The organism is Klenkia sesuvii (assembly GCF_037083825.1).
Lineage (GTDB): Bacteria > Actinomycetota > Actinomycetes > Mycobacteriales > Geodermatophilaceae > Klenkia > Klenkia sesuvii.
The window spans coordinates 301,249-320,867 of record NZ_JBAPLU010000001.1; the positions used below are offsets into that span (position 1 = coordinate 301,249).

A 19,619-nucleotide genomic window follows, 5' to 3' on the forward strand; every position below is an offset into this window, starting at 1 on the left:
GCCGGGACAGGTGCCCCGCTCAGCCCGCGCTGAACATCTTCCCGGGGTTCAGCAGCCCGGCCGGGTCGAGCGCGCGCTTGATCGACCGGTGCACGTCGAGCGACACCGGCCCGATCTCGCGCTCGAGCCACTCGGACTTGAGGTTGCCCACGCCGTGCTCACCGGTGATGGTGCCGCCCATCGACAACCCCAGCTCGAGGATGTCGTCGAAGGCCCGGTGGGCGCGCTCGGCCTGCTCGGCGTCGGTGGGGTCGAAGCAGACGGTCGGGTGCATGTTGCCGTCGCCGGCGTGGCCCACGACCCCGATGACCAGGCCGCGCTCGCCGGCGATGGCGTCGCACCCGTCGAGGAAGGCCGCGATGCGCGACCGGGGGACGGCGACGTCGTCGATGAGCGTGGTGCCCAGCTGCTCGAGCGCGGGCAAGGCCATGCGGCGGGCGGCCAGCAGCAGGTCGCCCTCGGCCGCGTCGTCGGTGACGTGCACGAGGTCGCAGCCGGCGTCGCGGCACAGCTGCGCGAGCACCTCCATCTCGGCCACCGCGGCCTCGCCGCCGGCGTCGGACTGGGCGACCAGCAGCGCGTGCGCGTCGCGGTCGAGGTCGGCCTTGAGCAGGTCGTCGACGGCCCGGATGCACGTGCGGTCCATCACCTCCAGGAGGCTGGGGACGACGCCGCAGCTGACCGCGGCCTCGACCACCTGGCCGGTCTGGGCGGTGCTGGAGAACGTGGCGACCAGGGTGACCGGCGTGCGCGGGGCCGGGCGCAGCGAGAGCGTGGCCTCGGTGATCACCCCGAGGGTGCCCTCGGAGCCGACGAAGAGCTTGGGCAGGTCGTAGCCGGCCACGCCCTTGACGGTGCGCCGGCCGGTGCGCAGCACCCGCCCGTCGGCCAGCACGACCTCCAACCCGAGCACGTAGTCGGTGGTGACGCCGTACTTCACGCAGCACAGGCCGCCGGAGTTGTTGGCCAGGTTGCCGCCGATCGTGCACCAGTCGTAGGACGACGGGTCGGGCGGGTAGAACAGCCCGTGCTTCGCGACCTCGTCGCGCAGCTCCTTGTTGACCACGCCGGGCTGGACGACGGCCAGCCGGTCGGCGGTGGAGACCTCCAGGACGGCGTCCATGCGGGTCATCACCAGCGTGATCGCGCCGTCGACGGCGTTCGCGGCGCCGGCCAGGCCCGACCCGGCCCCGCGCGGGACGACGGGCACCCCGTGCGCGTGCGCGATCCGCAGGGCGGCCGAGACGTCGGCGGTGGTGCGGGGCAGCACGACCGCGGCCGGCAGCCCGGCCGGGGCCAGCATGGCCTGGTCGCGGGCGTAGGCGGCGGTGACGTCGGGGTCGGTGAGCACGCTGTCGCGGCCGAGCGCGGCGACGAGCTCGTCGACCCACGCGGCGACGGCGGCACCTGCGGACGACGGTGTCGTTGTGGTGGCGGTCACGTCGCCACGGTACGGCGTCCCACCGACACGCCCCAGGTCGTCCAGGCAACCCACAGCCGGCGCACGTACGGTCCCGCGGCGTGAGCTCCTTCCTGGACCCCGAGCACCTGGTCAACACCTTCGGCCTGGTCGGTCTCGTGGTCGTCCTGTTCGCCGAGTGCGGGCTGCTCGTCGGGTTCTTCCTCCCCGGCGACTCGCTGCTGTTCACCGCCGGGCTGCTGGTGGCCAGCCAGGTGTTCACGGTGCCGCTGTGGGTGCTGCTGGTGGCCCTGCCGTTGGCTGCCATCACCGGCAACCTGGTCGGGTACTGGATCGGCCGGCGGGTCGGGCCGGCGGTGTTCAACCGGCCCGACAGCCGGCTGTTCAAGGCCGAGTACGTGCAGAAGTCGCAGGCCTTCTTCGACCGCAACGGCAACCGCACGATCCTGCTGGCCCGCTTCGTGCCGATCGTGCGGACGTTCGCCACGGTCATGGCCGGCGCCTCGCTCATGGACCCCCGCCGCTACGCGGTGTGGTCGGTGATCGGCGGCGTGCTCTGGGCCGGTGGGGTGACGCTGCTGGGCTACTGGCTGGGCCAGGTCGCCGTCGTGCGCGACCACGTCGAGCTGTTCATCCTCGGCATCGTCGCGCTCTCCCTCGTCCCCGTGGCGATCGAGGTCGTGCGCAGCCGCCGCTCCCCCGCGTGAGCTACGCCAGCCCGAGGTCGTCGAGGGAGAAGGCGGCGCGGTACTCGTACCCTGCGGCCTCGACGGCGGCGCGGGCGCCCCGGTCGACGACGACGGCCACGCCCACCGCCTCGGCACCGGCCTCCACCAGCGCCTCGGCGGCGGTGAGCGGGCTGCCGCCGGTGGTGGAGACGTCCTCGACCACGAGCACCCGTCGTCCGGCGACGTCCGGGCCCTCGATGCGGCGCTGCAGGCCGTGCGCCTTGCCCTGCTTGCGCACCACGCAGGCGTCCAGGAAGCCCGCGCCGTCCCCGGCTGCGTGCAGCATGGCGGCGGCGACCGGGTCGGCCCCCAGCGTCAGGCCGCCGACCACGTCGTAGTCCAGGTCGGCGGTCAGCTGCCGCATCACCCGGCCCACCAGCGGGGCACCCTCGTGGTGCAGGGTCAGCCGGCGCAGGTCGATGTACCAGTCGGCCTCGCGGCCCGAGGACAGCGTGACCGTGCCGTGCACCACGGCGAGGTCGGTGATGAGCTGGAGCAGGCGGGTCCGGTCGGGGTGGTGCTGGGGGTCAGGCGCAGCCGTCATGGGCCGACCGTAGGCGAGGGCGGGCGCAGCTCAGGCCTCGGGGGCGAGCACCTGGTCGATGACGTAGACGGTGGCGTTGGCCGTCGGCAGGTTCCCGCACACCACGGTGGCGTCACCGGCGCCGAGCAGCGTCTGGTCCGCCGAGATGGTCGGCGCGTCGGCGGTGCCGCCCACGGTCAGGGTGTCGCCGAGCAGGGTGGTGTGCTCGCCGAGCAGGTCCTCGGGGGCGAGGCGGCCGGGCAACGCATGGTGCTGCAGCAGCGAGGTCAGCCGCGGCAGGTCGGCCAGCAGGGCGTTGAGCTGGTCGGCCGGGACGGCGTCGAAGGCGCTGTTGGCCGGGGCGAGCACGGTGACGGCCGACTGGGCGTCCAGGGCCGCGGTCAGGTTCGCCTGCGCGACCACCGACGCCAGCGTCGACAGCGGCGGCAGGGTGGCCGCAGCGGTGCCCACCGGCTGGGTGGCGGCCGCCTCGAGCGCGGCGAGGACGGTCGGGTCGGCGGTCAGCTGTGCGCACCCGGCACCCACGGGCTCGCTCGAGGCCGCCGTGGCCTCGGCGGAGGTGGTCGCCGGGGCAGTGGTGGCCGGCGCGTCGGCGACGTCGTCGTCGGACGAGCAGCCGGTGAGCGACCCGCCGGTCACGAGGGCCACGGTGGCCGCGATCAGGGCGCCGCGGACGAGGCGGGTGCCGGTCATGGTCGAGCTCCTAGCGCTGGGGACGGGCCACCAGTGTCGGGCATGCGGCCCGTCCCGCGGTGGCGGGTCGGGCCGGGGGCGTCGCGCGGCGGCCGTGCCACGCTGACGGGGTGAGCGCACCGCAGACCCCGTCGGACCCGCGGCCCACCCCGCCCTCGGTCCGGGTCGCGGTGGCCGCGCTGCTCGCGCTCGGCGTGCTGCTGGTGCTGAGCGCCGGTCTGACGCTGGTGGGCCACCAGGCCGTGGTCGACCGGTTCGTCGCCGCCCAACCCGACCTCGACCGCGCGGCGACAACCCGCGCCCTCCTGCTGGGTCAGGCGCTGTACCTGGCGCTGGGGTCGGCCGCCGCGGTCGGCGGGGTCGCGCTGCTGCGCGGGCGGCCCTGGGGGCGGTGGCTGGGGGTGGGTGCCGTCCTCTTCCTGGGGCTGCGGACGGCGCTGTCGACCGTGACCACCGGCGGCACGACGGTGTTCTCGCTCCTGGTGCTGGTGCTGTGCATCGCGGCGGTCACCAGCCTGCTGGCCCGCAGCACCCGCGACTGGCTGCCGGCCCCGGCGTCCCGGCGGCGCGGGGGCCCGGCCACCGGGTGACGGTCCGCAGGCCGGACGGCGGACGGCGGGTCAGCGCCCCTTCATGGCCGCGTACCACTGGCTGGAGGCCTTCTGGGCGAGGAAGAAGATGCCCGCGGCGATGAGCACCAGCTGCACGATGTTGATGATGGTGAGGATGGCGATGCCGTTGCCGCCGATGCCGACCAGGCCGGAGAGCAGACCCAGGCCACCGAGGACGAACAGCACGATGCGGGCCCAGTTCTTGCCCTGCCAGGCGAACCACATGACCGCCAGGTACGCCGCGACGATGATGAGCCCGAAGACGGCCCCGGCGGTCGCGGCGCCGTTGCTGATGGCCGAGGCGCCCACCGAGTCGGGGTCGAGGCCGGCGTCCCGGTAGGCGTTGTCGAGGATCGTGTCGAGGTTGACGAAGGTCACGATGGACCCCAGCAGGCCCAGCACGGTCGAGGCGACGAAGGCGTAGATCCCGTTGACCACGGTGCTCGGCCGCGGCGGCGCCGACCCGACCGGCCCGCCGAAGCCGGCCTGCGGCGCCGACGGGTAGCCCCCCTGGCCATAGCCATGCTGGCCCTGACCCTGCTGGCCATAGCCCGGCTGGCCCTGACCCTGCGGAAGCTGCTGGCCGTAGCCCTGCTGCCCATAGCCCTGCGGGGGCTGCTGGCCCCACTCGCCGCCGGGCTGTCCCTGTCCTGAGGTCATGCGTCCTCCTCGATCCGGTCCGGCGCACGCCGGGCGGGAAGATCATGACGGTCATCCGGCCCCGTGGCGAGCTGACACCGGGCGGGTCGGCCCGCCCGGTGCCGCGGACTCAGGCGGTGAGCTCGGCCACCGGCCCCGAGCCGTGGTCGGGAGCCGCCTGCCCGGCCCGGCGCACGGTGAGCCCCGCGTCGAGGTCGCCGGCCACGTCCACCGCCACGGCGTCGCCGTCCCGCACCTCGCCGGACAGCAGCGCCCGGGCCAGCTGGTCGCCGATGGCCGACTGCACGAGCCGGCGCAGCGGCCGGGCCCCGTAGACCGGGTCGAACCCGTTGATCGCCAGCCACTCGCGCGCGGCGTCGGAGACCTCGAGCTCCAGCCGCCGGGCGGCCAGCCGCCGGGCCAGCACCCCGACCTGGATGTCGACGATGCCGGCCAGCTCGTCGGTGCCCAGGGGCCGGAAGACCACGACGTCGTCCAGGCGGTTGAGGAACTCGGGCTTGAAGTGCGCCCGCACCACCTCGTCGACCGCGCGGCGCTTGGCGTCGGCGGCGATCGACTGGTCGGCGATGACCTGGGAGCCCAGGTTCGACGTCAGCACCAGGATCGTGTTGCGGAAGTCGACCGTGCGGCCCTGGCCGTCGGTGAGCCGGCCGTCGTCGAGCACCTGCAGGAGCACGTCGAAGACGTCGGGGTGGGCCTTCTCGACCTCGTCGAGCAGCACGATCGTGTACGGACGACGCCGCACGGCCTCGGTGAGCTGGCCCCCGGCCTCGTAGCCGACGTAGCCGGGGGGCGCCCCGACCAGCCGGGAGACCGAGTGCTTCTCGGAGTACTCGCTCATGTCGATGCGGACCATGGCCCGCTCGTCGTCGAACAGGAACTCGGCCAGCGCCTTGGCCAGCTCGGTCTTGCCGACGCCGGTGGGCCCCAGGAACAGGAACGAGCCGGTGGGCCGGTCGGGGTCGGCGACGCCGGACCGGGCCCGGCGCACCGCGTCGGACACCGCACGGACGGCCTCGGGCTGGCCGACGACCCGGTCGGCGAGCACGTCCTCCATCCGCAGCAGCTTGGCGGTCTCGCCCTCGAGCAGCCGGCCGGCGGGGATGCCGGTCCAGGACTGCACGACCTCGGCGATGTCGTCGGGGCCGACCTCCTCCTTGAGCATCGAGGCCTCGGCCGTGGCACCCGACGCGTCGGCCAGCGCCTTCTCCAGCGCCGGGAGCCGGCCGTAGCGCAGCTCGGCGACACGGGCGAGGTCGCCGTCGCGCTCGGCGCGCTCGGCCTCCTGGCGCACGGCCTCGAGCTGCTCCTTGGTCTCCCGGATGCGGTCGATGGCGCCCTTGTCCTGCTGCCAGCGCGCGGTCAGCTCGTCGAGCCGCTCGCGGCGGTCGGCCAGGTCCTCGCGGAGGGCGACGAGCCGGGCCTGCGACCCCTCGTCGTCCTCCTTGGCCAGTGCCATCTCCTCGATCTCGAGCCGGCGGACGACGCGCTCGACCTCGTCGACCTCGACCGGCCGGCTGTCGATCTCCATGCGCAGCCGGCTGGCTGCCTCGTCGACCAGGTCGATGGCCTTGTCGGGGAGGAAGCGGGCGGTGACGTACCGGTCGGACAGCGTGGCGGCCGAGACGATCGCGGCGTCGGTGATGCGCACGCCGTGGTGCACCTCGTACCGCTCCTTGAGCCCGCGCAGGATGCCGATGGTGTCCTCGACGGTGGGCTCGCCCACGAAGACCTGCTGGAAGCGGCGCTCCAGCGCCGGGTCGGACTCGATGTGCTCGCGGAACTCGTCGAGGGTGGTGGCGCCGACCATGCGCAGCTCGCCGCGGGCCAGCATGGGCTTGATCATGTTGCCGGCGTCCATGGCGGAGTCGCCGCTCGCGCCGGCGCCGACGATGGTGTGCAGCTCGTCGATGAACGTCACGATCTCGCCGTCGCTGTCGGTGATCTCCTGCAGGACGGCCTTGAGCCGCTCCTCGAACTCACCGCGGAACTTGGCCCCGGCCACCATGGCCGACAGGTCGAGCGACATCAGCCGCTTGCCCTTGAGGCTCTCGGGGACGTCGCCGGCGACCATGCGCTGTGCCAGGCCCTCGACGATGGCGGTCTTGCCGACGCCGGGCTCCCCGATGAGCACCGGGTTGTTCTTGGTGCGGCGGGAGAGCACCTGCACGACCCGGCGGATCTCGGTGTCGCGACCGATGACGGGGTCCATCTTGCCGTCGCGGGCGCGCTCGGTGAGGTCGACGGCGTACTTCTCCAGGGCCTGGTAGGTGCCCTCCGGGTCCTCCGACGTGACCTTGCGGTTGCCGCGCACCGTGCGGAACGCGGCCAGCAGGGCGTCGTCGGTGGCCCCGGCACCGGTCAGCACGGCGCCGGCCTCGCCCCCGACGGCGGCCAGGCCGACCAGCAGGTGCTCGGTCGAGACGAACTCGTCGCCGAGCGCGGTCGCCTGCTCGCCCGCGGCGTTGACCACGCGCAGGAAGTCGCGGGAGGGCGCGGGCGCGGCCACCGTCGAGCCGGACACGCTGGGCATGCGGCGCAGGGCGGCCTCGGCGGCCGCCCGCACCTGGGCGGGCTGCGCGCCGGCGGCCTGCAGCAGCGGACCGGTGATGCCGTCGGTCTGGTCGAGGAGCGCGAGGAGGAGGTGCAGCGGCTCGAGGGCCGCCTGCCCGCGGTCGACCGCCAGCCGCTGGGCGGCGGCGATGGCCTCCTGCGAACGGGTGGTCAGCTTGTCCATGGTCGAGTGGTGCCTCTCTGCTCGGGTGTCACCGGGGGCAACGATCGCAGGGTTGAGCCTGTTCCGCTCAACCCTCGCACAGGGGTTGCGATACCACCGCCACCCACATGGTCGACGGGCGCCCCCTAGGCTGGGCGGATGCCGGACACGCCCCCGCCCAGCGTCGAGCTCGACGACCAGTTGTGCTTCGCGTTGTACGCCGCCTCCCGCGCCGTCACGGCCCGCTACCGCCCCATGCTGGACCGGATGGGCCTGACCTATCCGCAGTACCTGGTGATGATGCTGCTGTGGGAGACCGACGGCCAGACCGTGGGTCAGCTGGGCAGCAGGTTGGCCCTGGACTCGGGCACGCTCTCCCCGCTGCTCAAGCGGTTGACCACCGCCGGCCTGGTGACCCGGCACCGGCGGGTGGACGACGAGCGCTCGGTCTCCATCCAGCTCACCGAGGCCGGCCGGGCGCTGCAGTCGCAGGCGCTGGATGTGTCGGCCGAGATGATCGGGGCACTGGGGCTGACGATCGCGGAGTTCGACCACCTCAAGGCCGAGCTGCGGGCCCTCACCGACAAGGTCTCCTCGGACGGGAACAAGCCCGCCACCTGATTGGTTGTGCGCGATCGAAAAGGCCGTCGAGGGTCGGCGGCACGGACGACGAAGGAGCACACATGCCCACCCGCACCGCTCGCACCGCCTGGAACGGCACCCTCGAGGAGGGCTCCGGCCAGGTCGAGCTGACCAGCTCCAAGGTCGGCACCTACGACGTGTCCTTCCCCAAGCGCGCAGCCGACGACGCCGGCGGCACCACCTCCCCCGAGGAGCTCATCGCCGCCGCCCACTCGGCCTGCTACGCCATGCAGTTCTCCGCGCTGATCGCGCAGGCCGGCGGCACCCCGCAGGGCCTCGAGGTCTCCGCCGACGTCTCGCTCGGCCCCGACTCGGCCAACGGCGGGTTCAAGCTGACCGGCATCACGCTGACCGTGCGCGGTGAGGTCGAGGGCCTCGACGAGGCCGGCTTCCGCAAGGCGGCCGAGGACGCCAAGGCCGGGTGCCCGGTGAGCAAGGCCCTGACCGGCGTGGACATCACCCTGGACGCCGCGCTCGTCTCCTGAGCCCCCCGAACCGCAGCAGGGACCGACCGTCACGGACCCGCCGTCACGGGCGGGCCGACACCGGTTCCGGCGCGGCGTGCCGGCCGGCGAGCAGCTGGTCGACGTCGGCGGTGGCACCCGTGGTCGCCGGGGCCGCCGGGCTGCCGCCGGCCCGCTCCTGCCGGGCCCGCTCGTCGCCGCTCTCGGTGCGCAGCGCGACCTCGTGGATCAGCACGACGGCCACCACCGTGACCACCGAGAGCAGCGCCGCGACCAGGAAGATGCGCCCCGTCGCGTCGCCGTAGGAGACCCGGATGAGGTCCTGGATCGCCGGCGGGGCGTCGGCCAGCGAGGCCAACCCGACCTCGCCCCCGCCCGACTGCGCCGCGGCACCGGCGGGCAGCCCGTCGGTGATCAGCGTCGTGACGCGGGCGCTGAGCACGGCGCCGAGCACCGAGACCCCGATCGTCCCGCCGAGGCTGCGGAAGAAGGCGACCGCCGAGCTGGCCGCGCCGAGGTCGGTGGCCGCGACCGTGTTCTGCACCGCCAGCACCAGGTTCTGCATGGTCATGCCGATGCCCAGGCCGAGGACGGCGAGGAAGACCCCGAGCAGCACCATGTTGGTCGTGTGGTCGATGGTCGAGAGCAGGCCGAACCCGGTGGCGACCAGCACCGACCCGGTGACCAGGTAGGCCTTCCACCGCCCGTAGCGGGAGATGAGGATGCCCGAGACGGTGGAGGAGACCAGCAGCCCACCCACCATCGGGATGGTCAGCAGCCCGGCCGCGGTCGGCGAGTAGCCGCGCGAGATCTGCAGGTACTGGCCGAGGAAGACCGTCGAGCCGAACAGCGCGACGCCGACGGCCACCGACGCGATGATGGCCAGCGTCGTCGTCCGGTCGCGGAACAGCCGGAGCGGGACGATCGGCTCCTTCGCGCGCATCTCGGTGACCACGAAGGCCACGACGGCCAGCAGCCCGCCGCCGACCATCAGCAGGGTCTCCACCGACGCCCAGGCGAAGGTGTCCCCGGCCAGGGTGACCCAGATGAGCAGCGCGGAGACCCCGGCGGTCAGGAAGGCCGCACCGAGGTAGTCGATGGAGACGTCGCGCTTGGTGACCGGCAGGTGCAGGGTGCGCTGCAGCAGCACCAGCGCGACGACGGCGAACGGGACGCCGACGAAGAAGCACCACCGCCAGCCCAGCCAGCTGGTGTCGACCAGCAGACCGCCGATGAGGGGCCCGCCGACCGTGGCCACGGCCATGACGCCGCCCAGCAGCCCGGAGTACCGCCCGCGCTCGCGCGGGCTGATCATCGCGGCCATCGCGATCTGCACCAGTGCCTGCAGACCGCCCAGGCCCAGACCCTGCAGCACGCGCCACCCGATGAGCTGGGGCACCGACTGGGCCAGGCCGGCCAGCATCGAGCCGACGACGAAGACGACGATGGCGATCTGCACGAGCAGCTTCTTGCTCATCAGGTCGGCGAGCTTGCCCCAGATCGGGGTCGAGGCCGTGCTGGCCAGCAGGGTGGCGGTGACCACCCAGGTGTACTGGCTCTGGCTGCCCCGGAGGTCGGTGATGATCGTGGGCAGCGCGTTGGACACGACCGTGGAGGACAGGAAGGCGACGAAGAGCGCCAGCAGGAGGCCGGAGAGCGCCTCCAGCACCTCCCGGTGGGTCATCCGGCCCTGTTGCTGCGCGGGCGGCAGCTCGGCGGTGGTGGTCATGCGGGGATCTCCTGCAGGTGGGGTGGTGGGGACGGGTCCGGGGCGCGGGCCGCTCACGCGGCGGACACCGGCGGGCGGGGCCGGTCGGGGGCCGACTCGGGGAGCAGGTCGGCGACGAGACGCTCGAGGAGGCGGCAGAGCGTCTCGGCCTCCTCCTCGGTCCAGTCGGCGAGGGCAGCCTGCGCCCACGCCGACCGGGCCTCCCGGGTGCGGTCGAGCGCGGCCGTGCCGGCGGCGCTGAGGCCGATGAGGCTGGCGCGGCCGTCGTGGGGGTCGGCCCGCCGGACGACGTAGCCGTCGCGTTCGAGGGCGGCCACCTGGCGACTGACGACCGAGCCGTCGACGCCCACCGCGGCAGCCAGCGCACTGCAGCGCTGCTCCCCGTCGCGCTCGAGCGGGGCCAGCAGTGCCCAGCCGAAACCGGGCAGGTCCCCGTAGAGCTCGTGGGCCGCGCGGTGGGACAGCTGCCGACCGGCGCGCACCAGCTGACCCAGACCGGCACTCAGTCGACCGGCGGTGTGCATGGCGACCTGCACGGGACCTCCCTGTGTGCTTGTAGACCTCAACCATCTTCACACAGATGGTTGAGGTCTACAACCTCCTCTCGGGAGAGCTCCCCCACACGCACGACGGCCGCGCCCCGTCGCGGGGCGCGGCCGTCGGTGGACCGGTGCGGTGCGGTCAGGCGTCGCCGGGGGTGGCGCCGGGTGTGGCGCCGGCCTGGGCCTCGCGAGCCTCACCCAGCCGGTTGAGCCGCCCGAGCAGGGTGCCCAGCGCGGCGACGTCCTCGGTGGACCAGTCCGCCAGGTCGGCCTCCCAGCGGGTGCGCCGCGCGTCGCGGATCTCGGACAGGCGGCGGTGGCCCTCCTCCGACGTGCTCAGCACCTGCGCGCGGCCGTCGTCGGGGTCGGCGACCCGGTCGACCAACCCGGCCTCCACCAGCGAGGCGACCTGCCGGCTCACCGTGGACTTGTCCAGGCCGAGCCGGACCACGACGTCGCTGGCCCGCAGCGGCCCCGCGTCGTCCAGGAGCACGAGCAGCCCGTAGGCGGCCCCGTCGAGGCCGCGGTGCAGCTCCCCGGCCAGCCGGCCCTGGATCGCCCGGCCACGCCGCAGCAGCAGCGCGATCTCGCGCTCGAGCGTGACGTGCGCCTCGTGGGCGGCCGGGTCGACGGCGCTCGGGCTGGCGGACGGGCTGATCACCGTGGTGCTCACACCATCCTCGACGAGCGCGGGCCGCCGCGGGTTCCCGCTGGTCACCGGCTGCTCCGCGGCCCCCGCGGGCGCCACACGACGAGCGCCGTGCCCGGGGCCGGGTGCCCGAAGTCGGTGCGGAACCCGGCCGCGGACTCCGCCGCGGCGGCGCGGCGCCGGGTGTCGTCGAGCTCGGCCAGCAGCTCGCGCACCCGCTCCTGCAGGGCGTCGACCTGTGACTCGAGCTCGATGATGCGCTTGATGCCGGCCAGGTTGACGCCGTCCTCCTGGCTGAGCCGCTGCACCTCGCGCAGCAGGGCCACGTCGCGCGGGCTGTACCGGCGGCCACCCCCGGCGGTGCGCCCGGGGCTGACCAGCCCCAGGCGGTCGTACTGGCGCAGCGTCTGCGCGTGCATCCCGGCCAGCTGCGCGGCCACCGAGATCACGAAGACCGGGGCGTCGTCGGCCACCGACCTGGGCTCGCTCACCTCATGCACCCCCTCCGGCCCGGACCGCGGCGGTCACCTCGGGCCGCGGGTCCCCCTGCAGCTGACCGGCCAGGGCCTCGACGGCGGCCCGCGCCTCGGGGGTCAGCGACCCGGGCACGGCGATGCTGACGGTGACCAGCAGGTCACCGGTGCGCGACTTGCCCGGCACGCCGCGACCGCGCACCCGGAAGGTGCGCCCACCGGCGGTGCCGGGGGGCACCCGCAACGACACGGTGCCCTCGAGGGTGGGCACCGTCAGGGTGGTGCCGAGGGCGGCCTCGGCGAAGGAGAGCGGGACCTCGAGGGTCAGGTCGTCACCGCTGCGGCCGAACAGCTCGCTGCCGGTCACGTGCACGACCACGAACAGGTCACCCGCCGGTCCGCCGCGGCGCCCGGGCGCTCCCTTGCCGGCCAACCGGATGCGCTGGCCGTCCTTGACCCCGGCCGGGATCCGCACGGTGATGGTGCGCACCTGGTCGGTGATGCCGCTGCCCTTGCAGGTCGCGCAGGGGTCGTCCACGACCGAGCCACTGCCCCGGCACTCGCGGCAGGGTTCGGAGAAGGCGAAGGCGCCCTGGCTGCGGCTGGTGACCCCCGCGCCGCTGCAGACCGGGCACGTGTGCGGAGCGGTGCCGGGCTTGGCCCCGCTGCCGTGGCAGGTGGGGCAGGAGCCCGGGCTCTGCATGCGCAGCGGCACCGTGACACCGAGGACCGCCTCGTCGAAGGCCAGCGTGGCCTCGGTCTCGACGTCCTGGCCGCGGGCCGGACCCGAGGCAGCCTGCTGCCGGCTGCGGGTCCCACCGGGCGCTCCCCCGCCGCCGAACAGACCGCCGAACAGGTCACCCAGCCCGCCACCCCGTGTGCCGGCACCCGGCCCGGCCGCGCCGCCGAAGAGGTCGCCGAGGTCGAAGGGCTGCCCGGCGCCGCTGCCGGGGCCGCTGCCGGGGCCGTAGCCCCCGGCGGAGGGGAAGCCGCCCCCGCCTCCGGGCCGGAAGCCACCCCCGGCGAACAGCCGGCGGGCGTCGTCGTACTCCTTGCGCTTCTGGGTGTCCGACAGGACGCCGTAGGCCTCGGAGGCCTCCTTGAACTTGGCCTCGGCCTGCGCGTTCCCGGGGTTCTTGTCCGGGTGCAGGTCGCGGGCCAGCGCCCGGTACGCCTTCTTGATGGTGGCCGCGTCGGCGTCCTTGGTGACGCCCAGCGCGGCGTAGTAGTCCTTCTCGATGAAGTCCCGGGTGCTCATCGGGCGCCCCCCTCCTGCTCGGTGTGCGTCCGGTGGCCGGACGGGATGGTCGGGTGCGGGCGGGGTGGGCGCACCCACCCCGCCCGCGTCGCGCTCAACCGGCCGGGGTCTCGCCCTCGGCGGGCTCGGCCGCCGGTGCCGGGTTCTCCGGGTCGCTGACCCCGACCATGGCGGTGCGCAGCACGCGCTCGCCGCGACGGAAGCCCGGACGCAGCACGGTGGTGGCCGTGGGCACCTGCACCTCGGCCGAGGTGTCGTGCAGCACCGCCTCGTGCAGGGCCGGGTCGAACGGGTCGCCCGGCTCGCCGAACGTGGTCACGCCCAGGCCGTCGAGCAGGCCCAGCACGCGGTCGGCCACGACCTTGAAGGCACCGGTGAGGTCGCCGTGCTCGCGGGCACGCTCGATGTCGTCGACGACCGGGATCAGCTGGAGGGCGAAGCGCTCGGCGGCCTGGTCGACCACGGTGACCCGGTCGCGGTCGACGCGGCGCCGGTAGTTGGCGTACTCCGCGGTGACCCGCTGCAGGTCCTCGGTGCGCTCGGCCAGCTGCCGGGCGGTGTCGTCACCGGCCAGGTCGGCCGGCGGGGCGTCGGCGACCTCGGGGGTCACCGCATCGGGCTGGTCGACCTCGGGGGCCGGACCGGTGTGCTCGCTCATCTTCTCCCCTGGGGTGGCTGTCGACCCTGCCTGACCGGTGGTGCCGCCCGGGGGGACGCTGGTCTCCCCGGGCGGCACCCGGACCTGGCCGCTGGTCGGGTCGATCCGGCGCTTGTCACGGATGACGACGCGCGGGGTCTCCTCGTCCTGCGGGCGGTCGGTCACTTCTTGTCGGTGTCCTCGTCCACGATCTCGGCGTCGACGACGTCGTCGTCACCCGAGGTCGCACCCGCGGCACCCGCGTCACCGGCACCGGCACCGGCCGCACCGGGCTGACCCTCGGCGCCGGCGGCGTTCTCGGCCTGCTGGGCGTAGAGCGCACCGCCGACCTCCTGGGAGATCCGGGCGACGTTCTCCTGCGCGGTCTTGATCGCCGCGACGTCGGAGCCGCCGAGGGCCGAGCGGAGGTCGGTCAGCGCCGCACCCAGCTCGTCCTTCTTGTCCTCGGGGATCTTGTCGCCGTTCTCGGCCAGGAACTTCTCGGTCTGGTACTGGAGCGACTCGGCCAGATTGCGGGTCTCGGCCTCGTCGCGGCGCTTCTTGTCCTCCTCGGCGTGGGCCTCGGCGTCCTTCATCATCCGCTCGATGTCGTCCTTGGGCAGCGCCGAGCCACCGGTGATCGTCATCGACTGCTCCTTGCCCGTGCCGAGGTCCTTGGCGTGGACGTGCACGATGCCGTTGGCGTCGATGTCGAAGGCGACCTCGATCTGGGGCACCCCGCGCGGGGCCGGCGGCAGGCCGGTCAGCTCGAACATGCCGAGCTTCTTGTTGTAGGCGGCCATCTCGCGCTCGCCCTGGAACACCTGGATCTGCACGCTCGGCTGGTTGTCGTCGGCCGTCGTGAAGATCTCCGAGCGCTTGGTCGGGATCGTGGTGTTGCGCTCGATGAGCTTGGTCATGATCCCGCCCTTGGTCTCGATGCCCAGGGACAGCGGGGTGACGTCGAGCAGCAGGACGTCCTTGACCTCGCCGCGCAGCACACCGGCCTGCAGGGCGGCACCGATGGCGACGACCTCGTCGGGGTTGACGCCCTTGTTGGGCTCCTTGCCCCCGGTCAGCTCCCGCACCAGGTCCGACACGGCGGGCATGCGGGTGGAACCACCCACGAGGACGACGTGGTCGATCTGGCCGACGGAGATGCCGGCGTCGCGCACGGCCTGGTTGAACGGCGCCTTGGTGCGGTCGAGCAGCGGCTGCGTCATCCGCTGGAACTCCGCGCGGGTGATGGTGACGTCGAGGTGCAGCGGACCCTCGGCGCCGGCGGTGATGTAGGGCAGGTTGACGTTCGTCGACTGCGCACCCGACAGCTCGATCTTGGCCTTCTCGGCGGCCTCGCGCAGGCGCTGCATGGCCAGCTTGTCCTTGGACAGGTCGATGCCGTTGGCCGAGTTGAACTGCTTGACCAGGTGGTCCATGACGGCCTGGTCCCAGTCGTCGCCGCCGAGCTGGTTGTCACCGGCGGTGGCCTTGACCTCGATGACGCCGTCGCCGATCTCCAGCAGGCTGACGTCGAAGGTGCCACCACCGAGGTCGAACACCAGGATGGTCTGCTCGGTCTCGCCCTTGTCCAGGCCGTAGGCCAGCGCGGCCGCGGTCGGCTCGTTGACGATGCGCAGCACGTTCAGGCCCGCGATCTCGCCGGCCTCCTTGGTGGCCTGGCGCTGGGCGTCCTCGAAGTACGCCGGGACGGTGATGACGGCCTCGGTGACCGGCTCGCCCAGGTAGGTCTCGGCGTCGCGCTTGAGCTTCTGCAGCACGCGGGCGCTGATCTCCTGCGGGGTGTACTGCTTGCCGTCGATGTCGGCGGTCTTCCAGTCGGTGCCCATGTGGCGCTTCACCGAGCGGATGGTGCGGTCGACGTTGGTGACCGCCTGGTTCTTCGCCGACTGGCCGACCAGGACCTCGCCGTTCTTGGCGAAGGCGACGACCGACGGGGTGGTGCGGGAGCCCTCGGAGTTGGCGATGACGGTGGGTTCGCCACCCTCCAGGACGGTGACGACGGAGTTCGTGGTGCCGAGGTCGATGCCGACAGCTCGTGCCATGGGGAGTTGGCCCTTCTCGTGCGGTGATGGGGTCCGTGCTGGTCCGGTGGGTCTCGCGACCGGCGGCGGCTCTGCTGCCTTGCGCGCCCATCGCTCAACTTTCCTGCCCACCGTAACGGCAAACCCTCGACCGGTGTTCCCGGGGTCCGACGACGGGGTCAGGGGCGGGGCAGCCGGGTGACGACGAGGTCGCGACCGCTGTCCTTGGCGACGTAGAGCAGCCGGTCGGCCCGCAGCAGCACGGCGTCGACCGAGTCGGCGTCGCTCACCACGCTCACCCCGAAGCTGGCCGTCATCGACAGCCCGCCGGAGAACGGGTGGTCCGAGATCGCCTGCCGCAGCCGCTCGGCGACGGCCGCCCCCTCGTCGACCCCGGCCTGCGGGACGACGACCAGGAACTCCTCGCCGCCCCACCGGCCGAACACCGCGTCGGGACGCAGCGTGGCCAGCACGACGTCGGTCACCTCCTGCAGCACGAGGTCGCCGATGTCGTGGCCGTAGCGGTCGTTGACGCCCTTGAAGTGGTCGAGGTCGAACAGCACCACCGCGGTGCGGCCGTCGGCCCGCCGGTCCTGCACCGCCGCGTGCAGGGCGTCCATGAGCCGGCGCCGGTTGGGCAGCCCGGTCAGGACATCGGTGTGCGCCAGCTCACGGAGCCGCGAGGCCTCGGCCCGGCTGCGGGCCAGCGCCTCCTTGCTGCGCGCCATGAGGTAGGCCAGCATCGCCAGCACGAGGACGTAGCCGATGGCGCCGACCAGGTCGAGGGCATAGCCGACGTCGTCGGGCAGGAACCGGGCGAGACCGATCGTCAGCGCCAGCGTCGGGGCCAGCAGCGAGGCGACCAGGGCCCACCGACCGTCGAACCACAGGTGGGCCAGCACCACCATCAGGCACAGGTTGGCGAAGGGGCCGGGGAACAGCGACAGCCACGCCTCCGCCGCGTCGGCGGTGCCGGCGAGCTGGACCGCGGCGGTGGTCATCCACACGGTGCCGAGGACGGCGAAACCCCCGACCTCGACCCAGCGGATGCGCGCCGGGGCCCACACCAGCACGACGACCGCACCCAGCAGGAACGCGGCCAGCAGGGGGAAGGTGAACACCCGCTCGACGTCGGGGGTGCGACCGCGCCAGATCTGCCAGGCGCAGCCGGCCAGGCCGAGGGCGGCGATGGCCAGGTACACGTGGCGTCGCACCTGCCCGCGCACGCGATCTCCCCCCGGCCCGACGACGCGGCGACCGGCCGCTGGTGGTGGACGAGCGGCGCCCCGCGGCGCCGGAGCCAGAGGGTGTCACGGGTCCACGACCTCGGCAACGCAGGCGGTCGCGCACCGCCGCCGGTTACTGGTCAGTAGCCTGTCGGTGCCCTCGACTATCGTCCGGGCAGTCACCCCGGTCGTCGTCGACCGGCGGGGAGGGAGATCCGTGGGCCCGTTGCAGGTCGTCCTGGGCACGCTGTGCGTGCTGCTGCTGGTCGTCGCCGTCGTGCTGGCGACCCAGGCGGTGCGCAAGATGCTCGCCGTCATCAAGACCGGTCAGCCCGACGGCTCCCGGTTCGGCCCCGTGGGGCCGCGGTTGAAGAACCTGGCGGTGGAGTCCCTCGGGCACACCAAGATGCTCAAGTGGTCGACCATCGGCGCCGCCCACTGGTTCGTCATGGTCGGCTTCTACGGCCTGTTCCTCACCCTGGTCGAGGCCTTCGGCGAGGTGTTCTCCCCCTCGTTCCACCTCCCGCTCATCGGGAACTGGGGCGTGTGGAACCTCTTCGTCGACGTCATCGGCCTGGGCACCGTGGTCGGCATCCTGGTGCTGATCGTCATCCGGCAGAAGGACCACCCCCGGCGCACCGGCCGCGACGGCCGGTTCACCGGCTCCAACGAGGGCCGGGGCTACTTCGTCGAGGCCGTCGTCCTGGTCATCGGCATCTGCATCCTGTCCATCCGGGCGGCCAAGATCGCCTCGGGTCTGGACGACGCCCCCGGCTGGTCGCACCCGGTGTCCTCGGCGCTGTCGACGGTCTTCCCCGACAACCCCGACCTGGTCAGCGTCATCGCGTTCGTGAAGATCGTGGTCAGCCTGGTGTGGCTGATCGTCATCTCCCGCACCCTGACCATGGGTGTGGCCTGGCACCGGTTCAGCGCCTTCCCCAACATCTACTTCAAGCGCGAGGACGACGGCTCGGCCGCCCTCGGCCCGATGCAGCCGATGATGTCCGGCGGCGTGCCGATCGACTTCGAGGACCCCGACGAGGACGCGGTCTTCGGGCGCGGCAAGATCGAGGACTTCACCTGGAAGGGGATGCTGGACTTCACCACCTGCACCGAGTGCGGGCGGTGCCAGAGCCAGTGCCCGGCGTGGAACACCGGCAAGCCCCTGTCGCCCAAGATGGTGATCATGGACCTGCGGGACCACCTGTACGCCAAGGCGCCCTACCTGGTGGGGGCCCGCGAGGTCGGCGACGGCAAGGGCGACAGCGCGGGCGGGGAGTCCACCATGACGCCCGAGGCCCCCTCGATGGAGCAGACCTGGTACTCCGGGTTCGCCCGCATCCAGGGCACCACCGACGAGCAGGCCGAGCGGCCGCTGGTCGGCACCCTGGAGGAGGGCGGGGTCATCGACCCCGACGTGCTGTGGAGCTGCACCAACTGCGGCGCCTGCGTCGAGCAGTGCCCGGTGGACATCGAGCACGTCGACCACATCAACGACATGCGCCGCTACCAGACGCTCATCGAGTCCAGCTTCCCGTCCGAGGCCGGCGTGATGCTGCGCAACCTGGAGAACCGCGGCAACCCGTGGGGCGTGGGTGCGGCCACCCGGGACGAGTGGATGAAGGACATGCCCTTCCCGGTCCGCCAGGTCGAGGGCGCCATCGACGACGAGGTCGAGTACCTGTTCTGGGTCGGCTGCGCCGGGGCGATCGACGACCGCGCGAAGAAGGTCACCAAGGCCGTCGCCGAGCTGCTGCACACCGCGGGTGTGGAGTTCGCCGTGCTCGGCTCGGGCGAGACCTGCACCGGTGACCCGGCCCGGCGGATGGGCAACGAGTTCGTCTTCCAGCAGCTGGCCGCCGAGAACGTCGAGACCCTCAACACCGTCTTCGAGGGCCGCGAAGCCGGCCGGCGCAAGATCGTGGCCACCTGCCCGCACTGCTTCAACTCGATCAACCGCGAGTACCCGCAGCTGGGCGGCGACTACGACGTCGTGCACCACACCCAGCTGCTGGGCCAGCTCGTGGAGGAGGGTCGGCTCACGCCGGTCACGCCGATCGACCGCAAGGTGACCTACCACGACCCGTGCTTCCTGGGCCGGCACAACAAGGTCTACACCCCGCCGCGGGAGATCCTGGACAGCGTGCAGGGCCTGCGCACCCAGGAGATGCACCGCTGCAAGGACCGCGGCTTCTGCTGCGGCGCCGGCGGTGCGCGCATGTGGATGGAGGAGAAGATCGGGTCGCGGATCAACGTGAACCGCACCGAGGAGGCCCTTGAGCTCGAGCCCGACGTCATCTCCACCGCCTGCCCGTTCTGCATCACGATGCTCTCCGACGCGGTGAACTCGAAGAAGGAGAAGGGCGAGGCCGCCGAGCACGTCGAGGTGCTCGACGTCAGCCAGATCCTGCTCCGCTCGATGGCGCCGGTGGGCGCTGCCGCAGCGGGGACGGAATCCGGCCCGACACCGGGCTCGGAGGGCGCCACCGACCGGGGCACCGCGCCGCAGGGCACCGAGCACGGCCAGACCCAGCAGGGCCAGTCGGGCCCCGGCGCCGCCCCCGCCGAGTAGCAGAAGGACCCCC

General features: G+C 73.1%; 18 protein-coding genes. 5 read left to right on the forward strand and 13 right to left on the reverse strand.

Going from position 1 to position 19,619, the window contains the following annotated elements; genetic code table 11:
• Nucleotides 1-19: 19 nt before the first annotated feature.
• A complete protein-coding gene (locus TEK04_RS01505) occupies nucleotides 20-1,441 on the reverse strand; it encodes an FAD-binding oxidoreductase (RefSeq protein ID WP_336402528.1) in 1,422 nt (473 codons plus the stop codon).
• An 80-nt stretch (nucleotides 1,442-1,521) separates the two neighbouring features.
• Here TEK04_RS01505 and TEK04_RS01510 point away from each other — a divergent pair, with 80 nt between their 5' ends.
• Nucleotides 1,522-2,127, forward strand: a complete 606-nt coding sequence (locus TEK04_RS01510) for a DedA family protein (protein WP_336402529.1) — start codon at nucleotides 1,522-1,524, stop codon at nucleotides 2,125-2,127.
• 1 nt (nucleotide 2,128) lies between these two features.
• Here the strand turns inward: TEK04_RS01510 and pyrE are convergent, their stop codons facing one another.
• On the reverse strand, nucleotides 2,129-2,692 hold the full coding sequence (pyrE, locus tag TEK04_RS01515) for an orotate phosphoribosyltransferase (RefSeq protein ID WP_336402530.1): 564 nt from the start codon (nucleotides 2,690-2,692) through the stop codon (nucleotides 2,129-2,131).
• Between the two features lie 30 nt (nucleotides 2,693-2,722).
• Complete coding sequence (locus tag TEK04_RS01520; protein ID WP_336402531.1) at nucleotides 2,723-3,385, reverse strand: fasciclin domain-containing protein; 663 nt, start codon at nucleotides 3,383-3,385, stop codon at nucleotides 2,723-2,725.
• A gap of 110 nt (nucleotides 3,386-3,495) precedes the next feature.
• On the opposite strand from TEK04_RS01520, the gene TEK04_RS01525 reads away from it, so the two are divergent.
• A complete protein-coding gene (locus TEK04_RS01525; RefSeq protein ID WP_336402532.1) occupies nucleotides 3,496-3,975 on the forward strand; it encodes a hypothetical protein in 480 nt (159 codons plus the stop codon).
• Nucleotides 3,976-4,005: 30 nt separating this feature from the next.
• On the opposite strand, the gene TEK04_RS01530 is transcribed toward TEK04_RS01525, so the two are convergent.
• Nucleotides 4,006-4,656 (reverse strand): hypothetical protein, encoded by a 651-nt coding sequence (locus TEK04_RS01530; protein WP_336402533.1) that lies wholly within the window; start codon nucleotides 4,654-4,656, stop codon nucleotides 4,006-4,008.
• Nucleotides 4,657-4,765: 109 nt separating this feature from the next.
• Entirely contained in the window at nucleotides 4,766-7,393 is a 2,628-nt protein-coding gene (gene clpB, locus TEK04_RS01535; RefSeq protein ID WP_336402534.1) for an ATP-dependent chaperone ClpB, read from the reverse strand.
• A gap of 138 nt (nucleotides 7,394-7,531) precedes the next feature.
• Between clpB and TEK04_RS01540 the strand changes: the two genes are divergently transcribed.
• Nucleotides 7,532-7,993, forward strand: a complete 462-nt coding sequence (locus tag TEK04_RS01540) for a MarR family winged helix-turn-helix transcriptional regulator (protein WP_336402535.1) — start codon at nucleotides 7,532-7,534, stop codon at nucleotides 7,991-7,993.
• Between the two features lie 62 nt (nucleotides 7,994-8,055).
• Nucleotides 8,056-8,499 carry an OsmC family protein gene (locus TEK04_RS01545; protein ID WP_336402536.1) on the forward strand — a complete coding sequence of 148 codons (444 nt, stop codon included), beginning with the start codon at nucleotides 8,056-8,058 and terminating at the stop codon, nucleotides 8,497-8,499.
• Between the two features lie 43 nt (nucleotides 8,500-8,542).
• Here TEK04_RS01545 and TEK04_RS01550 read toward each other — a convergent pair whose 3' ends face one another.
• The 8 genes from TEK04_RS01550 to TEK04_RS01585 all read right to left on the reverse strand — a co-directional run bounded on the left by TEK04_RS01550 (nucleotide 8,543) and on the right by TEK04_RS01585 (nucleotide 17,034).
• Nucleotides 8,543-10,207, reverse strand: a complete 1,665-nt coding sequence (locus TEK04_RS01550; protein ID WP_336402537.1) for an MFS transporter — start codon at nucleotides 10,205-10,207, stop codon at nucleotides 8,543-8,545.
• A gap of 53 nt (nucleotides 10,208-10,260) precedes the next feature.
• The gene (locus TEK04_RS01555) at nucleotides 10,261-10,743 is read right to left on the reverse strand and encodes a MarR family winged helix-turn-helix transcriptional regulator (protein ID WP_336402538.1); all 483 of its coding nucleotides are present in this window, start codon (nucleotides 10,741-10,743) and stop codon (nucleotides 10,261-10,263) included.
• A 145-nt stretch (nucleotides 10,744-10,888) separates the two neighbouring features.
• Entirely contained in the window at nucleotides 10,889-11,422 is a 534-nt protein-coding gene (locus tag TEK04_RS01560) for a MarR family winged helix-turn-helix transcriptional regulator (protein ID WP_336402539.1), read from the reverse strand.
• A 41-nt stretch (nucleotides 11,423-11,463) separates the two neighbouring features.
• Nucleotides 11,464-11,889, reverse strand: a complete 426-nt coding sequence (locus TEK04_RS01565; protein WP_336402540.1) for a heat shock protein transcriptional repressor HspR — start codon at nucleotides 11,887-11,889, stop codon at nucleotides 11,464-11,466.
• A 1-nt stretch (nucleotide 11,890) separates the two neighbouring features.
• Nucleotides 11,891-13,129, reverse strand: coding sequence for a molecular chaperone DnaJ (dnaJ, locus tag TEK04_RS01570; protein WP_336402541.1), 1,239 nt, complete (start codon nucleotides 13,127-13,129; stop codon nucleotides 11,891-11,893).
• Between the two features lie 94 nt (nucleotides 13,130-13,223).
• Nucleotides 13,224-13,952: a nucleotide exchange factor GrpE gene (grpE, locus tag TEK04_RS01575; RefSeq protein WP_336402542.1), complete on the reverse strand. Its 729-nt coding sequence runs from the start codon at nucleotides 13,950-13,952 to the stop codon at nucleotides 13,224-13,226.
• Nucleotides 13,949-15,829: a molecular chaperone DnaK gene (dnaK, locus tag TEK04_RS01580; protein WP_336402543.1), complete on the reverse strand. Its 1,881-nt coding sequence runs from the start codon at nucleotides 15,827-15,829 to the stop codon at nucleotides 13,949-13,951. Before dnaK ends, grpE begins: the two co-directional genes overlap by 4 nt.
• Before the next feature lie 158 nt (nucleotides 15,830-15,987).
• A complete protein-coding gene (locus tag TEK04_RS01585; protein WP_336402544.1) occupies nucleotides 15,988-17,034 on the reverse strand; it encodes a GGDEF domain-containing protein in 1,047 nt (348 codons plus the stop codon).
• 217 nt (nucleotides 17,035-17,251) lie between these two features.
• Here TEK04_RS01585 and TEK04_RS01590 point away from each other — a divergent pair, with 217 nt between their 5' ends.
• Entirely contained in the window at nucleotides 17,252-19,606 is a 2,355-nt protein-coding gene (locus TEK04_RS01590) for a (Fe-S)-binding protein (protein ID WP_336402545.1), read from the forward strand.
• The last annotated feature ends 13 nt before the right edge of the window (nucleotides 19,607-19,619 follow it).

Excerpts from the sequence above, each read along its gene's own strand:
- pyrE (WP_336402530.1), bottom strand. The coding sequence starts at position 2,692 with ATGACGGCTGCGCCTGACCCCCAGCACCACCCCGACCGGACCCGCCTG.
- TEK04_RS01520 (WP_336402531.1), bottom strand. The coding sequence starts at position 3,385 with ATGACCGGCACCCGCCTCGTCCGCGGCGCCCTGATCGCGGCCACCGTG.
- TEK04_RS01530 (WP_336402533.1), bottom strand. The coding sequence starts at position 4,656 with ATGACCTCAGGACAGGGACAGCCCGGCGGCGAGTGGGGCCAGCAGCCC.
- clpB (WP_336402534.1), bottom strand. The coding sequence starts at position 7,393 with ATGGACAAGCTGACCACCCGTTCGCAGGAGGCCATCGCCGCCGCCCAG.
- TEK04_RS01540 (WP_336402535.1), top strand. The coding sequence starts at position 7,532 with ATGCCGGACACGCCCCCGCCCAGCGTCGAGCTCGACGACCAGTTGTGC.
- TEK04_RS01545 (WP_336402536.1), top strand. The coding sequence starts at position 8,056 with ATGCCCACCCGCACCGCTCGCACCGCCTGGAACGGCACCCTCGAGGAG.
- TEK04_RS01550 (WP_336402537.1), bottom strand. The coding sequence starts at position 10,207 with ATGACCACCACCGCCGAGCTGCCGCCCGCGCAGCAACAGGGCCGGATG.
- dnaJ (WP_336402541.1), bottom strand. The coding sequence starts at position 13,129 with ATGAGCACCCGGGACTTCATCGAGAAGGACTACTACGCCGCGCTGGGC.
- dnaK (WP_336402543.1), bottom strand. The coding sequence starts at position 15,829 with ATGGCACGAGCTGTCGGCATCGACCTCGGCACCACGAACTCCGTCGTC.